Below are 15,825 nucleotides of genomic sequence, written 5' to 3' on the forward strand. Positions count from 1 at the left end.
AATGGCGTCCGCCCCATCAGGTATCGGGGAAAAGCACGCGCTACGACACCTCGGCCAGCAAGCGGGCGATACGTGCGTCGAGCGAGAGCTTCGGGCAGGTGCTGCATTTCTCGCCGTCACTGCGGCGGAAGTGGTGGCAGCAGACCTTGCGGTCAAGCGCAAGCGTGGGCGTGCCGTCGCGTGCGCGGTAGGCGAAGAAGTCACAGCCGCCGGCAATGCCGAGGCTGGCGAGCCATGCCTCGCCCATGGCGATGACGTCCGCATCGGACATCGACGTGTGTGGCCGCACGGCCATCAGTGCGCCAAACACGCATTCGGCTTGCAGACGATCGGCAGCCCGCTCATGCAAGGCGACCAGTGGTTTCAATGCCCGCCGGGTTGCACCGCAGAACGCCCGCAATTCAGCAACGGCGGCATCCATCCGCGCGGCGAACGCACCGTTGACTGGCACGTGCACGGGCAGATGGAAGCCACTAGGAAAGCCGGTCCTCACCGGCTGCGCCAGCGCCGCCAGCCGGGGCGCTGCTCCGTCCAGATGCACAGCGATCACGCACAGGTAGATCGGCTGCCAGATCGCCAGGCCCCAGCAGCGCAGTGCGAGGTAATGCGCGCCCGCCTCCGGATAGGCCCACGCCCAGTGATCACACAGCGCCCGCAATGCAGTGCCGTCGCCCAGGTGCAGCGCGTCGACCGGTGGCGCCCCACCCTGGTCGCCGCGCAGGCTGGGGATGACGCGCTGCGCCAGCCGCAGCACGTGGGCGAGATCCGGGTTCGGTACCGGTGGCGGGCGCCAGGTCTCCGCCAAGGCGAAGCCTGACCCCCCAGCGTCTTCTGCGAAGGCTTGCATGCCACCTGTCATGCAGCCGCTTCCTCCACGTCTGCCGCTTGGGCCTGCACCGCTTGCTCAGCACGGCGGAACCTGGCGATTGGGTTGACCAGGTTGCCCGCGATCTTCAGGCTCGATGCCGGGTCAGCCAGGTTCACCATCTGCACGTTGTTGCCGAGCTGCAGGCGGTTCAGGCACGAGTGCAGAAACTCGGGCACGAACATGTCGTAGTGTGCGTACTTGGTGGCGTGCTCCGGATGGGCGTCCTGATAGTCGTAGACGCAATCGGCCACGGCGCCCCAGAACTGGTCTTCGGTGCAGCAACCGTTCTCCACCAGCACGTGGTTGATGTGGCGCAGCACGCCATCAAACACGTCGATGAAGATGCCGAGCAGCTTGAAGTTGTCCGGCACCTCCACCGCCAAGCGCTGCACACGTTCGGGCAGCCACTCGCGCGCGTTGATGTCGAGGATGGCGCATTCCTCGGCAATGTCTTTCATGATGGCGCGCACAGGTGCGTGGTTGTTCATCACAAGGATGAGGTTCTCGCCGTGCGGCATGAACGTCAGCTCATAGGCGTAGAAGCAATGCAGCAGCGGCGTGAGATACACCTGCAGGTACTGGCGCACCCACGTGAGCGCTGGCATGCCCGAGCGGCGGATCAGCTCAGGCATGAGCGCGTGGCCATCTTTATCGACATGCAGCAGCGCCGCCATCGTCATCAGGCGCTCGCCCGGCTTGAGCAACGGCAGTGGGTTTTCCCGCCACAGCGCCGAGAACTGCTTCTTGTACGGCGTATCCACCGGAATGGCCGCCTCATAGTAGAAGTTGCGGAAGCCGATGGCCGCCACTTCCTGCAGGATGGTGAAACCGTTCTCACGCAGGAAGGCATCGTCAGACACCAGCCCTTTGATGAACTCGTTGATGGCCGGTGTGCCTGACATGTAATACGGCGACAGCCCACGCATGAAGCCCATGTTCAGGATCGACAGCGATGTCTTCACGTAGCGCTTGGTGCGATCGCTCGTGTTGAAGAACGTGCGGATGGATTGCTGGGCGATGTAGTGGTCGGCGCTGTAGTCCAGGCAGATGATCTTGCGCTGGGCCACGTAACCCGCAAACGTGATGGACAGCTTGTTGAACCACTGCCACGGGTGCGCGGGCATGAAGTGGTAGTCCGCCGGATCAACACCCTTCGCAGCCACTTGGCGTGTGAAGTCATCCACCGTGTGCTGGCCCAGCTCTTCGGCCAGCATTTGCGCGTAGTTCAATGTGGAAAGCGTTGACGGCGTGGCGTGATCCTTGTGCACGGCCAGCCAGATCACGCGGATGTCGGAGCCGGCTTCCGGCGCATACGCCTGATAGTCGACGGAGGTGAAGCCCAGGCGCCCATTGTTCGCGACGAAGCCGGGGTGCCCTTCGATCATGGCGACTTCGATGGCCTGGAAATCGGTGGCCTCCGCCAGTTGCGCACTGCTGGGCGCGTCGGCCTTCATGCGTTTGAACGCGCTGCCGAACAGCGTGCTGCTGATCTCGTCGAGGTAGATGGGCAGCAACTCGTCACGGATACCAAGCCGCTGACGGCATTCGATGATGAATTGCAACGCGTCGAGCGGTTGCTCCGCACCCTCAACCAGACGGTGAATCGATTCCGGTTTGATGAACCAGTGGCGCAGCGCGAGCTGCTGCGCTTCAAACTGATAGCAGACCTTGCCGTCATCAGAGAACACCTGGTACTGCGCGAAGCCGCCAGCGGTGGCATGCAGGTGCTCGGGCTCCAGGATGAGTTCGTGCGCGTATTCGGCAATCGCCTTGCGCAAAAGCAGGCGGTTGACCTGCGTCCAGACTTCCGGCGTGAGGTGCGCTGCGGCCTGGGCCGGGTGTTGCGAGAGCTGGTTGTGGATCGTGACGTTCATGGCGAATCCTTTGGGTTATGCAATGGCGATAGCGCTGGTGGCTTGTTCAAAATCCCGCCGGGTGCAGAAAGCGAGGCTGGCGATTTTTTCGGTAAAGGCGACGTTGCGGTCGTAGACGAAACCGGCGGCGCGGTTGATGGCGTGAATGCGTGTGTTGTTGGCGTCGGGCTCAACCACGATGCGTGCTGCGCCCAGGCGTTCGAACATGAAACGCATGAGTGCGAAGAACACCGTGCGCGTGTAGCCGGCAATGCGCACATCCGATGGCCCGATGAAGATATGCATGCCGAGGTCGCCCGGTTGCACGTTGTAGAACGTGCGGATGCGATCGTGGGCGGGGTCGTAGCACTCGGCCAGGAATGCCGGACGACCGCCCTGCCACACCAGGTATGCGGTGGCGTGGCCGGAATCCATCAGGTCCTGATAAACCTGACCGACTTCGGCCTCCGTCTTGTCGCGCATCAGCCAGAACGATGCGCGCTCGGGCTGAAACCAGCGGTGCAGCATCGGGATGTCTTCCGGAATGCGCAGCAGGTGGAAGGTGAAGCCGTCCGCATCGGTGTAAGGCGCGCTTTCCGCATCGGCGCGACGGTGGATGGTGCGGGCATCAATTGGCATGGGCCGGTGCCTCCAGGTTGGCGGGTGCGTCTGCCCTGCCCGCGTCATCCGCATGGCCGGCGCTGGGCACGTTCAGGATCAGCCGATCGAGCAGCGCCGTCAGCACAAAGCCACCAGCAGCTAGCAGGAACGGCAGATGCAGCCCGTAACGATTGACGATCGCCCCTGCCGCAAACGAAGACAGCAGCACCCCCATGTTCTGGAAGAAATTGGTGATGCTGTAGTCGTGCGCATAGCGCTGCGGCGTCGACAGCCGGAACAGGTTCACCTCCAGCTTCACGATGATCTGGAACAGCGCCCAGCCGTACAGCACACGACCCAGCACGATCAACGCAGGGTTCGGCGCCGCATGCAGCAGCAGCCCCACCATGCCCAGCAGCAAGTTGCCCACCGTGTGGTCTGGCAATTGACCGCCGCGTGCACGAATGCGGGCATGCAATCGCAGCGCTACGATGGCGACCACGCCCGGAATGGCAAACGCCATGCCTGAAACGAACTCGCTATCGACGCCCGACACCTGCTGCCAGTACACGGAGAAGAACGGGCGGATCAGATATGCGCTGAAGTCGAACACCAGCATCACCAGTGCCAGGCGCAGGATCGGCAGACGGTCGCGCCAACCGGTGCTCGGTACGCGTGCAGCTTCCGCGGCGGCCGCCTCGGCATGCTCGCCCGAGTTGACCCGCACGATCTTGCCGCTGCGGATCAGGTGCATGCACACGCCCATCTGGAAGAAGTCCCCCGCCGCCATGGCGACGATGCTGGCGCGCGGCCCCCACGTCTGCAGCACGAGACCGCCCACCACCGCCCCAAAGATGGCACCAAAGTGCACCACCACCGAAAGCGTGCCCACCGTGGCGGCATGCTGCTCCTTGGGCGTGAGCCGCATCATGTACGGATACATCAGCAGGTAGCTGCTCTTGCACATGAACATCAGCATCGACAGCATCCAGTACGTCACCACATCGGGCGCCCAGTCACTGAGCAGGCTGAAGGTGCCTGCTGCGAACTGCGTGTAGACCAGCAGATACAGCGGCTCCACGCGCTTGGCCACACGCGCCCAGATCGGCAGCGTGCACATGACGGCAATCGAGATGGCGGCCACATACGCCCCCACGTGCACGGGGCTGTCCAGCCCATAGCGCGACACGAAGAACTGCGGGTAGAACGGGATCAGGATCGCATCGCTGATGACGGCAAACACCGTCATCAGAATGATGGTGTTGCGCAGCGTCATACGGCTTCCTCGACAGGCTCCTTCGCGCGCACGGTGACGCTCCGCTCAGCCGCCAGCGGGATGAACTCCGGCGTGGCCGGAATCGCAAAATCCTGGATGGCCACACGCGGCTCGATCTTGTAGTGCTCCACGCCGGTCAGCTCTCGGATGATGTAGGAGTTGCGATAGCAGCTCATGCCAATGTCCTGATTGGTCACGCCGTGCGTGTGCAGGCCCGCGTTCTGCACGTAGACCTCGCTGCCATTGACGTCTGCCGCGTAGTTGCGGGAGAGCTGGTAGCGGCCCTTGGCATCCCAGCGCAGCCGATGGCGGATGCCGTCAAGGAACGCCGGGATGTTCTGTTCGTAGCCCGTGGCGAGCACAAGCCCTTCTGTGCAATGGGCGTAGCGCGCACCGCTGTCGACCTGCTGGAACTCGATCTCGTAAGTGCCGGTGGCAGCGTCGTGGCGGCACGCCTGCAACTCGCAGTTGGTGATCAGGTGCGTGCGCAATTCACCCACCTTGCGCTTGTCGTCGAGCAAGTCGTAGATCTGGTTGATCAGGCTGGTATTGACGCCCTTGTACAGGCTGTCTTGCGCACGGACGATGGCATCCTTGCGGCCGTCGGGCAGGCTGTAAAAGTGGTCGATGTAGTCTGGCGAGAACATCTCCAGCGTCAGCTTGGTGGTCTCCATCGGGAAGAAGCGCGGCGAGCGCGTGATCCAGACCAGGCGGTAGCCGTACTTGTCGCTCTCCTTGAGCAGGTCGTAGTAGACCTCCGCCGCGCTCTGCCCACTGCCGACGATGGTGATGGAGCGTTTCTCGTGCAGCGATTCACGCACGTCGATGTAGTCCGCGGTGTGCAGATAGCGGTGGCCATCGCGCCGCACGCACGCCGGGAACGACGGCGACGACCCCACACCCAGCACCAGCTTGCGTGCACAGAGGACGAACGGCTTGCACTCCGCGCCGCGAAAGCCCGAGACCACGTAGCAGCCGCGCTGCGCGTCATAGGCCAGCGCCTGCACGTCGTGGTGGAAGCGCGCACAGGTGAGCTGCGCGACGACCCACTTGCAATAGCGGTTGTACTCCGCCCGGCTCAGGTAGAAGTTCTCGCGGAAGTAATACGAATAGATCTTGCCTTCCTGCTTGCAGTAATTCAGGAAGCTGAAGCGGCTTTTTGGATCGGCCAAACTGACGAGATCCGCCAGGAATGGATTCTGCAATGTCGTGTTATCAATCAGCATGCCAGGATGCCAATTGAATTCCGGCGCACGCTCCAGAAATACCCCATTCAAATCGGCAATGGGTTCAGCCAGGCAAGCCAGGCTTAAATTAAACGGACCCAACCCAATGGCAATAAATTCATGAACTTCTGATTCCATCACGTTTGAACCTCCTGATTTACAAAAGCGATGACAACAAGACTCCAGCTGGGCGAACGCGCATACGCTTCCCGTTGGCTGGCGGCATCAGGCCGCGCCTAGGCTGGGTGAACTCAGGTGGGGTTTTGATCACGACCGATGCGTGCCGGCCGCAGAAGGATCATGGAATATCGCGGATGCGATATCAGGACAGATTCCGAATGGCCCGACGACTTTAATGCAAAGCCGCCGGGCAACAAGCTAAGTCACCATACTACACAAACACGATGATGTTTGCGTGAATAATTCTTAATTACCATTGATACGAAATGGTCGCCATCACGTTGCGGGCATCACCCCAATAACAGTAGTTGCTGTTCATGCACGATGCCACATACGTTTTGTTAAAGATATTCTTTGCCGACAATTGCAGCTTTGCGCCCTTGAGCGATGGGTCCCAACGTACGAGATCGATACGCAGCATCAAATCAACCAGTGTGTACGGCGGTACCTTGAAGCTGTTGGCGCTGTCGCCATAGCTCGTGCCAACGTAGCGCACCCCCACACCTGCCGTGTAGCCGGGCATGAAGGTCCAATCGCCCCACACCGATGCCATATGGCGCGGCGCCTGATACGGCGTGTTGCCCACAAAGCCGTCGGTGGACTCGACAAACTTCATGTCGGTGAACGTGTAGTTGGCCAGCAGCGAAACGTTGTCCGTGATCTGTGAACGTGCCTCCAGTTCCAGCCCGCGCGTACGCACCTTGCCAGTGGGCACGTAGTAGACCTGGGCAGCAGGCCGGTTGGCGATGTTCTCCTGTTCCAGGTTGAACACGGCGGCGGACAGCATCGTGCTCGAGCCCTTCGGCTGATAACGCACGCCCGCCTCGAACTGCTTGGCGGTGGCCGGTTGCAGCAGATTGCCCCGCTGATCCGTCCGGATGCTCGGGTTGAAGCCATCGGCATAGCTGAAGTACGGGGCGATGCCGTTGTCGAACAGGTAGACCACACCCGCACGCTTGGTGAACTTCGAGCCGCTCCACTCCGACGGCGTGCCTGTGCCATACAGGTTGGATGCCTTGGCGTGGTCCTCGCGCACGCCCAGCGTGAAGCGCCAGCGGTCGATGGCGATCTGGTCCTGCAGGTACACGCCGGTCTGCTCAAGCCAGCGGTCGATCGGCGCAGCAGTCACTCCGGTCAAACCAGGGTTGCCATAGACGGGGTTGAACGCGTTGATCGGGTCTGCGCTACCGGATTCCCAGAAGCCATCGACGTGGCGCTTCTGGTAGTCCAGGCCAACCAGCATCGTGTGTTTAACGGGGCCGGTCACGAACTTGCCTTCGAGTTGGTTATCGACCGTATAGGCGTGCGTGGCTTCCTTGGCGCCGGCGTAGTAACGCGTGAGGTTATTCGCATCGGCCCAGCCGAAGCCGTAGATCTGGCGCATGCGCACGTCGCCGAAGACGTAGCGGAAATTCTGGCGCACCGTCCATTGGTCATTGAACGCGTGCTCGAACTGGTAACCCAGCATGCGCTCGGTGCGGCGGAATTTTTCGACCGTCGGGTCTCCGTCGAAGAAGTAGCGCGAGATGGTGCGGCCGTTGTGCGGGAACAGGCTGCCCTCCGCGGGCACACCGCTATTGAAGCTACCTTCTGGGTCGTGCTGCAGATACGCCTGCAGCAACAGGTGCGTGTCGGGCGTGAAGTTGATGGCCAGCGATGGCGCAATGGCAAAGCGCTCTTCCCGCACGTGCTGGAACTGCGAATCCATGCCGCGTGCCAGGCCGGTCACCCGAAAGGCCATCACGCCGTTCTGATCCACTGGCCCGGAGATATCGAATGCTCCCTCAACACGGTTGCGGTTGCCAACCGTGAACTCGACTTCGTGATACGGCTGGAACAGCGGTTTCTTGCTGACGAGCGACACCACGCCCCCTGGCGAAGCCCGCCCGAACAACACCGAGCCCGGCCCCTTGAGCACGTCAATGCGCTGCAGGAAATACGGATCGATCTGGAACGAGCTGTAGCTGCCCTGATCGCCCTGCAGGCTCAGGCCATCGAGCAGCGCGTTGTTGACGCTGGCGTCGTTGAAGCCGCGCAGCGCAACGTAGTCATAGCGGTTGGCCGCTCCGACCAACCCAGTGAACGCGCCCGTCGTGTAGTTCAGCGCTTCAGACAAGCCGCGCGGCCGCTGGTCTTCCAGTTGCTGTTGCGTGATCACGGAGATCGACTGCGGCGTTTCGATGATCGGCGTATCGGTCTTGGTGCCTGCCGAGCTTTGCTTGGCGATAAAGCCCTTGCCGGGGCTCTGCGCTGTCTCGCCGCGGCCGACTACGGTCGCGGTGGGCAATGTGGCATTCACCTCTGCGGTGGTACTCTGCGCCATCACTTGCGCGGGCAGCGCTGCCCCCAGCAGCACTGCGCAAGTCAGCCGTGCAGCAAGCGCCAGCGGGCGCAGCGTCGTGCGGCAAGTCGTTTCAGATGGAAAAACCGTTGTTGTGTTGATGTGCTTTGGCATGGTGTGTTGGAAGATGCGTGTGGTTTCCACACCCATCGACGATCCACACTGCAAAAGCGGAACTCGATCTGGAACTTTTTTCGATCAGGCCCTCGCGCAAGTCGAGCAACGCTCAACCGCTAGCACGAGATACTTACGCACCATGCGCGTTGATTTGCCAAGCTGCTCGGCAATGCACGCATGGGACTGCCCTTCGATGTAGCGCAGGCGAACGGCTTCGCGCGCGCTGGGCGACAGTGTTTCCAGCATCGTGCTCGTGTGCTGCAGCGTCTGCGCCTGTGCCATGCGCTGCTCCGGTGACGGTGCATGACCGAACTGCTCACATCGCAACGTCAGCTCATCCAGGCAGGCACACTCGATACGCCGCCGGCGCGCACGATCGATCATCAGATGCTTGGCGGTGGTGGTCAGGTAAGCACGCGGCTCGCGCACCTCGCTCAACGCATCCGGCACGGCCAGTACGCGCATGAAGGTGTCGTGCAGCACATCTGCCGCCTCTTCCGGACACGCGAGCTTCCTGCGCAGCCAGGCGAACAGCCAATCGCTGTGGCACACGTAAAGCGCGTCGATGTCGTGCAGCGGATTGGGCTGAACGGCCGGCATGCGGGCTCCCGGAAATGGACCGGACGCGCGCACGCAACCACGTACACATTGCGCCCATACAAATGAGAATCATTCTCATTGTATGAGTCGAGCAACCCTGTTCGCAAATGGGGATTCGAAAGGGAGCACTAAGAATGGGTGCCGAGCAACAAGATGCTCTTAAGCCGCATCGTCGGTAGAACGATGCCGCCACGCCATCAGCGCAATAGCCAGGGCGGCCAGCGACAGGCCGATCGCCAGCCCGGTCATGCGGCCGGAGCGGCGTGCTTCATCGGCCTGCTCGCGCGCCTCGATGGCCTGGCGCACGGTTTCCCAGAAGGCCTCGCGGTGCTCGTTCTCGTCAAAGATGGACATGGCGCGCTTCCCTGTTGTCTGCACATTGCTTTGTGCTGCTTGCCTTGTCATCGTAGGGAACGTGCGGCAGACGCGCCACCGCACGTTTCGCGTAGGCGCCCGCGTTCAGGCCGCGGCAACAGGTTTGCCGACAGGTGAAGCAGGTGCGCCGGGGGTACCAATACGCGCATCGGCGTCACCCTGCCCCAGATCCATCGCGTCGGCACGCTCGGCGGTGGACAGTTCGTCTGCGCGATAGCCCGTGCGATTGAGCAGCACCAGCGTGCAGGCCAGCGACACCAGCGCATACAGCGCCGACGATGCAGCCACGCCTATGATGTTGCCGGTGCTGTTGAGCACCCACTGTGCAAATACCGGCGTGCCCCCTCCCACCACCAGCGAACACAACTGATACGCCAGCGACAGCCCCGTATAACGGATGCGCGTCGGGAACACGCGCGCCAGAATGCCGCCAATGGCGCCATAGAACATCGAATGCGGAATCGTCGCCAGGCACATGCCCAACAGCGCGATCCAGTACACCTTGGTCTCAATGGCGAAGAACATCACCGGCATGAGCAGGAACTCGGGCAACACCATCAGGCAGATCGCGCGGCGCATGTCCATGCGCGAGACCAGCCACGCGCCCAACGGCTGCGTGATGAACTGCACCACCAGCGCAATCGCGATGATGCCGAGGAAGGTGTCCTGCGCGTAGCCGAGTTCTTTCGTGGCCCACGCCAGCGCAAAGTTGCTCTTCAGGTAGGTCACGTGGATAAGCGGCAGCGTGCCCGCTCCCAGCAGCACTAGGCCCCAGTGGTCACGCACCACGTCCTTGAGTGGCAGCTTGACGGTCTTCTTCTGTGCCAGCACGCGCTTCATGTCGTCGGACTCTTCCAGCTTCAGGCGGATGACCATGCCCACGATCACCAGCAGCGCCGACAGCAGAAACGGCACACGCCAGCCCCACAGCATGAACTGCGGCGTCGGCAATGCGCTCAGCGCAAAGAACACCACCGTCGCCAGCAGGTTGCCCGTGGGCGAACCCTGCTGTGCAAACGCGGAGTACAGAATGCTCTTGCGCTTAGGGGCGCTCTCGCTGGCGATCAGCACCGCACCGCCCCACTCGCCGCCCACGGCCACGCCCTGGATCACGCGCAGCACCACCAGCCCCACCGGTGCCCACATGCCGATCTGCGCATAACTCGGCAGCAGGCCGATACCCATCGTCGCCAGGCCCATCAGGATAAGCGTAATGATCAGCGTGGTCTTGCGGCCAATCTTGTCGCCCAGGTGGCCAAAGATGATCCCGCCGATGGGCCGCGCGGCAAAGCCGGCCCACAGCGTCACGAACGACAGCAGCGTCGCGATGCCCGGGTCCAGCGTCTTGGAGAAAAACACCTTGCCGAAGACCAGCGCGGCGGCAAGGCCGTAGATATAGAAGTCGTACCACTCGATGGTGGTGCCGATGAAGGCAGCGACCGCGGCACGGCGCGGCTGCAGGTTGGACATGATGGTCTCCTTGGTGGTACTGCCGGTTTGGCGCGGCCTCTGCTGGGCCGTCTGCCTTGTTGTGATGAATCCGCTTCAGTTCATTTCAGAACGCCAGCCTCGAACAGGCGCTGCCGGGTTTCCGTGTCGATGCCGAGCGAGGCCAGCACGGCGGCGGTATCGGCGCCGAGTGCAGGCGGCGCGTTGCGGTACGTGGCCGGCGTGCGCGACAGCTTGATCGGCGAGCCCGTGCCACGGTACTCACCCAGCTCGACCACCATCTGCCGGTGCAGCGTGTGCGGATGGCGCGCCACCACGTCGACGCTGAGCACCGGCCCGCACGGCACGCCGCCATGGATCAGGTCTTGCGCGAGCGTCTCGCAATCGAAGCGCGCCAGTTGCGCCTCCAGCGCCTGCTTGAGTTCCGAGCGATGCGCGCAGCGGCTGCGGTTGTCGGCAAAGCGCACGTCTTCCGCCAGCGCCGGCACGCCGATGTGTGCGCACAGCTTGGCGAACTGGCGGTCATTGCCCACCGCCAGAAAGATCGGCGTGGTGCCGGTCTGGTAGCTGTCGTACGGCGTGATGTTCGGGTGCGCATTGCCACTGCGCTGCGGCACCTTGCCGGAGCCGAAGTAGTTGGGCAGATGCGGATGCAGCAGCGACACGCCACAGTCGTACAGCGCAATGTCGATCGATTGCCCGCGCCCGCTCTTCTCGCGCTCCGCCAGCGCCAGCAGGATGCCGGCCAGCGCGTTGAGCCCCGTCACCATATCGACAATTGGCAGGCCGACGCGCATCGGGCCGCCATCGCGCTCACCGTTGACGCTCATCAGGCCGGCCATGGCCTGGATGGCGGCGTCGTAGCCGGGCAGCCCACCCAACGGGCCGTCGGGACCGAAACCGGAGACGGCGCAATGGATCAGCCGAGGAAGGCGCGGCTGCAGATCGCGCTCGAAGTCCATGCCCCAACGCGCCAGCGTGCCGGGCTTGAAGTTCTCGACCAGCACATCGGCGTCCTCCAGCAATTGCCAGAGCACGGCGCGGCCCTCATCGCACGACAGGTCGACCGAGATACCGAGCTTGTTGCGGTTGACGCCGTTGAAGTACCAGGCGGTGTCGCTCTCATCAAACGGCGGGCCCCAGGTGCGGGTCTCGTCGCCGACGGGCGGTTCGAGCTTGATGACCTGCGCGCCGTGATCGGCCAGGGCCTGCGTGCAGTACGGGCCGCCGAGCACACGGCTCAGGTCGATCACCTTCAGGCCATGCAACGCGCCATTGACCGCGTTCATTGCTCGCTTCCTGCTGGCAGCGCTTGCATCGCCAGCGCGAACGAAACCTCGCGCTGCTTGACGAGCGCATCGAACAGCAGCGCATCATCGTTCTTGGGCAAGGCCAGCGGATCGACCGGCAGCAGCTTGTGCCGCAGCACCAGATGCGCAAGCGCCAGACGCCGATGCTCCGGCGCCAGACGCACGCCTTCCACCGCCATGAAGATCGCCGTGGTGATGTGATACAGCGCGGAGCCGGCCTGACGCACAAGCTGGTCGCTGCCCTCTTCGGCCACCTTGGCGATCGTGCGGCAGACGCGGTCGAGCGTGGCACGCAGTAGCATGTCGCTCTGCGCCGGCAGCGTGACACCGTCGAGCAGCCCCAGCAGATACGCTCGCAGCGGCTCCAGTGCACCTTCGCGTTTCACAGCGCGCGCAATGTCGAGTGCGACGATGTTGCTCGTGCCTTCCCAAATCGAGCCGAGATGCGAATCGCGCACGAGGCGCGCATCGCTCCATTCTTCGATGTAGCCGGTGCCGCCACGTACTTCCATCGCATCGCCAGTTACGCGGCGCGCATCGCGGCAGGCGCGGAACTTGATCAGCGGCGTCAGGATGCGCACGCACTTCGCGGCCTGTTCGTCGCCGGCATCGGCCAGCGGCAACAGTTGCGCGATCTGCATGAACATCGAGCGCGCCTGCTCCGTCGGCAGCAGCATCTTCAGGAGCTGGCGCTGCATCAGCGGCATGTCGATCAGCTTGCGGCCGAAGGCTTCGCGATTGCGCGCGATGTGCAGCGCCTCGGTGGTGGCACGGCGCATCAGGCCTGCGGCACGCACACCGTTCGACAGGCGCGACATGTTGATCATGTCGGCCATCTGGTGGAAGCCACGCCCGATCTCGCCGATCAGGTAAGCGGTGGCGCCTTCGAGGGTGATCTCCCCGCTGGCCATGGAGCGGGTGCCGAGCTTGTCCTTCAGGCGGATGATCCTGTAATTGTTGCGTGTGCCGTCGCGCAGCGTCTTGGGCAGCAGGAACAGCGCCAGCCCGTTGATGCCGGGTTTCGCACCGTCGGGGCGAGCCAGCACCATGGCGAGGTCGGCATCGGCGTTGGAGCAGAACCACTTGTCGCCGTATAGGCGCCACGTTTGTGTGCCGTCGGGCGCGGTTTCCAGCACAGCGCGCGTGGCGATGCAGGCGACATCCGAACCGGCGGCCTGCTCGGTCATGAACATCGCGCCCTGGTACAGCACGTCAAAGTCACGCGAAGCGAGCATCGGCAGATAGCGCGCCACCAACCCCGGATCGCCGAACTTGCGCAGCGTGCGCGTGAGCGAATCCGTCATGCTGACGGGGCAGCACAGGCCGAATTCAGCCTGGACGAACAGATACGTGAGCGCGTATTTGACCAGCGGCGGCGGCGCGTTGCCAACGTGGCTCATCGATGCAAGGCCCAGTTCGGCATAGGCCACACGTTCCAGCGCAACGTAGTCGGGGTGCTTGTCGATGCTCTGCAAGGCCTCGCCACGGCGGGTGCGATGGCGCAGTTGCGGGGGGTTGTGATCGGCGTTGATGGCCCAGGCGTCCAGTTCATCTGAAGCGCGCAGGCCGAGCGACTTGAGTTGCGGTTCCAGCTCGCGGTATTGCGCATCGCCCAGGTACAACCGCAGCAGGCGCCCAAGATCCGGGTCGACGTGGAAGAAATTGATGCCCCGGCTGTCGGGAATGTTCTCGTGGCCGCCGGATTGGGTGGTAAGCGGCTCGCGGGCGATGTCGTTCATGCGGGTGGCCTCGCTGTCTCCTGTTTTGTTCGGCCAGCATAGGAACGCTATCGATAATCGTCCAATACAGGATTTGTCCTGTACGATAAATAACTCTTATCGTTGAATGAGCCCGCCATGGACCTCAAGCAGTTGCGCTATTTCGTTGCCGTGGCGGAAGAACTGCATTTCGGGCGCGCCGCGCAGCGGCTGTTCATCTCGCAGCCGGCCTTGAGCTTCGACATCCGCAAGTTCGAAGAACAGTTGGGCGTGCAGCTGCTCGCGCGCACCAACAAGAGTGTGGCGCTCACCAACGCCGGCCAGGTGTTGCTGGATGAGGCCCGCAAGCTGTTGCAGCAAGCAGCGGAGGTGGAGCGCATCACGCAGCGCTCCGCGCACGGGTTGGCCGGGCGGCTGCGCGTGGGCTTCGTCAATTCGATGCTGTATCGCGGTCTGCCCCGTGCGGTGGAACGTTTTGAGGCCGATCACCCAGCGGTGGAGATCATCCTGCGCGAGATGAACACCGGCGAGCAGGTCCAGGCCCTCCAGCGCCAGCAGATCGACCTGGGCTGCGCGTACTGGGGCACCTTTCCCGCCGATGTCACTTCCACGCCGATCTTCTCCGAGCCCTTCGTCGCCTGTCTGCCCGCGGGCCACGCACTGGCCCGCCGCAAGAGCCTCGAACTGGATGCGCTGGCACAGGAGCCATTCATCCTCTTTCCGCGTACGGTATCGCCGCACTATCACGACCTGATCATCGCGTTGTGCGTCGATGCCGGCTTCAGTCCGGTGATTCGCCACGAGACGCGGCTGTGGCAGACCGTGGTGACGATGGTGGGGTTCGGCATGGGCGTGGCACTCGTGCCCAAGACGCTGCAACACGCCGGTGATGCCCGTGTCAGCTTTGTGCCGCTGGCCGGCGGGAAAAAAGAATCGCCCGTGCTGTCATTGCGACGCACAGGCGATGCAGAGCCGGTAGCAAGCCGCTTTCTGGAATACCTCGAAGCCGCCGCGCGTGAGAACGTGAGCCCCTGAACGCTCAGGGTTGGCTGGTCAGCTTGAACTTGGTCAGACACACGTGCTTGGCGAGCTTTTCCTTGCCGATCACCACGGCATCGGTCTTGCCATACGGCTCGCCGGTCTGCACATCCTCCTCATCCTTGTAGCTGCCCTTCACGTATTTCGTGTCGCACTGATCGTACTTGTTGCAGACCTGGAGCTTGGTACAGATGGTCTGCCCATCGCGCTCGTAGATGTAGTACGTGGCGCCGGAGTACGGCGGGCGCGGATAGTTTTCAGTGCGAACGGTGACGTCTGCGGCGTGGACGGCGCCAGATGCGAGCGCAAGCGTGAGCGCTGCGAATGCCTTGTGCATGAATGAGTCCCTTCGTGGTTGGGCGATGTGTGCGAGACGCATTGTGCTGGAGTTTCTCACCTAGGCAAATGCCCAACGCGCGCGACGACATCACAGCGCTTTACTCAGGAACACCCTGCTCGTACCGGGTGGATCGCATGGCACGTCTCCAAACCTCACCCAGCCATTGCGCTCGTAGAACGCCGGTGCCTGGAAGCTGATCGTGTACACCACTGCAGAACGGCAGCCACGGCGGCGCCCTTCTTCTTCAAACTTGCGCAGCACCTCTGTGCCAATGCCCTTGCCGCGCAACGTATCGGGCAAGTGGAACAAGTCAAGAAACAGCAGGCCCAGCGACGTGCGCCCACTTGCGCCGCCAACGATTTCGCCGCTCTGCGGATCGCGGACGAGCACGGCCAGCGGCTGCCGGTCGCCATAGCCGACGTGGGCATCGTTGAAACGGTTCAGGCCGTCGCCGATGACCTTGATGTCGTGATCGCTGGCTTGGTCGGTAACGAAGATGTCTGGGGTTCGCATGCAGCCTTCCGGTTGGTCGCA

General features: G+C 62.8%; 14 protein-coding genes. 1 reads left to right on the plus strand and 13 read right to left on the minus strand.

Translation table 11 applies throughout. The annotated features are described in order from the left end of the window. Positions 1-40 precede the first annotated feature (40 nt). The 11 genes from ACS13N_RS16375 to ACS13N_RS16425 form a co-directional block, all read right to left on the minus strand. Complete coding sequence (locus ACS13N_RS16375) at positions 41-847, minus strand: siderophore ferric iron reductase (protein WP_438932611.1); 807 nt, start codon at positions 845-847, stop codon at positions 41-43. A gap of 8 nt (positions 848-855) precedes the next feature. Further along, positions 856-2,742, minus strand: a complete 1,887-nt coding sequence (locus ACS13N_RS16380) for an IucA/IucC family protein (RefSeq protein WP_438932612.1) — start codon at positions 2,740-2,742, stop codon at positions 856-858. A gap of 15 nt (positions 2,743-2,757) precedes the next feature. Then, on the minus strand, positions 2,758-3,360 hold the full coding sequence (locus ACS13N_RS16385) for a GNAT family N-acetyltransferase (protein ID WP_438932613.1): 603 nt from the start codon (positions 3,358-3,360) through the stop codon (positions 2,758-2,760). Then, positions 3,350-4,597, minus strand: coding sequence for an MFS transporter (locus ACS13N_RS16390; protein ID WP_438932614.1), 1,248 nt, complete (start codon positions 4,595-4,597; stop codon positions 3,350-3,352). The genes ACS13N_RS16385 and ACS13N_RS16390 overlap by 11 nt, the downstream gene beginning before the upstream one ends. Beyond that, complete coding sequence (locus tag ACS13N_RS16395) at positions 4,594-5,961, minus strand: lysine N(6)-hydroxylase/L-ornithine N(5)-oxygenase family protein (protein WP_438932615.1); 1,368 nt, start codon at positions 5,959-5,961, stop codon at positions 4,594-4,596. The genes ACS13N_RS16390 and ACS13N_RS16395 overlap by 4 nt, the downstream gene beginning before the upstream one ends. 292 nt (positions 5,962-6,253) lie before the next feature. Next, positions 6,254-8,458 (minus strand): TonB-dependent siderophore receptor, encoded by a 2,205-nt coding sequence (locus ACS13N_RS16400; RefSeq protein WP_438932616.1) that lies wholly within the window; start codon positions 8,456-8,458, stop codon positions 6,254-6,256. A gap of 84 nt (positions 8,459-8,542) precedes the next feature. Next, complete coding sequence (locus tag ACS13N_RS16405) at positions 8,543-9,061, minus strand: sigma-70 family RNA polymerase sigma factor (protein ID WP_438932617.1); 519 nt, start codon at positions 9,059-9,061, stop codon at positions 8,543-8,545. A gap of 159 nt (positions 9,062-9,220) precedes the next feature. Continuing rightward, complete coding sequence (locus tag ACS13N_RS16410) at positions 9,221-9,415, minus strand: hypothetical protein (RefSeq protein ID WP_438932618.1); 195 nt, start codon at positions 9,413-9,415, stop codon at positions 9,221-9,223. Between the two features lie 105 nt (positions 9,416-9,520). Continuing rightward, positions 9,521-10,906, minus strand: a complete 1,386-nt coding sequence (locus tag ACS13N_RS16415; protein WP_438932619.1) for an MFS transporter — start codon at positions 10,904-10,906, stop codon at positions 9,521-9,523. Positions 10,907-10,986: 80 nt separating this feature from the next. Next, positions 10,987-12,174, minus strand: a complete 1,188-nt coding sequence (locus ACS13N_RS16420) for a CaiB/BaiF CoA transferase family protein (RefSeq protein ID WP_438932620.1) — start codon at positions 12,172-12,174, stop codon at positions 10,987-10,989. Then, positions 12,171-13,934 carry an acyl-CoA dehydrogenase family protein gene (locus ACS13N_RS16425; protein WP_438932621.1) on the minus strand — a complete coding sequence of 588 codons (1,764 nt, stop codon included), beginning with the start codon at positions 13,932-13,934 and terminating at the stop codon, positions 12,171-12,173. The genes ACS13N_RS16420 and ACS13N_RS16425 overlap by 4 nt, the downstream gene beginning before the upstream one ends. 117 nt (positions 13,935-14,051) lie before the next feature. On the opposite strand from ACS13N_RS16425, the gene ACS13N_RS16430 reads away from it, so the two are divergent. Beyond that, positions 14,052-14,948, plus strand: a complete 897-nt coding sequence (locus tag ACS13N_RS16430) for a LysR family transcriptional regulator (RefSeq protein ID WP_438932622.1) — start codon at positions 14,052-14,054, stop codon at positions 14,946-14,948. A gap of 4 nt (positions 14,949-14,952) precedes the next feature. Here ACS13N_RS16430 and ACS13N_RS16435 read toward each other — a convergent pair whose 3' ends face one another. Together ACS13N_RS16435 and ACS13N_RS16440 are read right to left on the minus strand one after the other, a co-directional pair. Further along, entirely contained in the window at positions 14,953-15,288 is a 336-nt protein-coding gene (locus ACS13N_RS16435) for a hypothetical protein (protein WP_438932623.1), read from the minus strand. 90 nt (positions 15,289-15,378) lie between these two features. After that, positions 15,379-15,804, minus strand: a complete 426-nt coding sequence (locus tag ACS13N_RS16440) for a GNAT family N-acetyltransferase (protein WP_438932624.1) — start codon at positions 15,802-15,804, stop codon at positions 15,379-15,381. Positions 15,805-15,825 lie beyond the last annotated feature (21 nt).

This window comes from Ralstonia sp. 24A2 (assembly GCF_051783885.1).
Classification (GTDB): Bacteria; Pseudomonadota; Gammaproteobacteria; order Burkholderiales; family Burkholderiaceae; genus Ralstonia.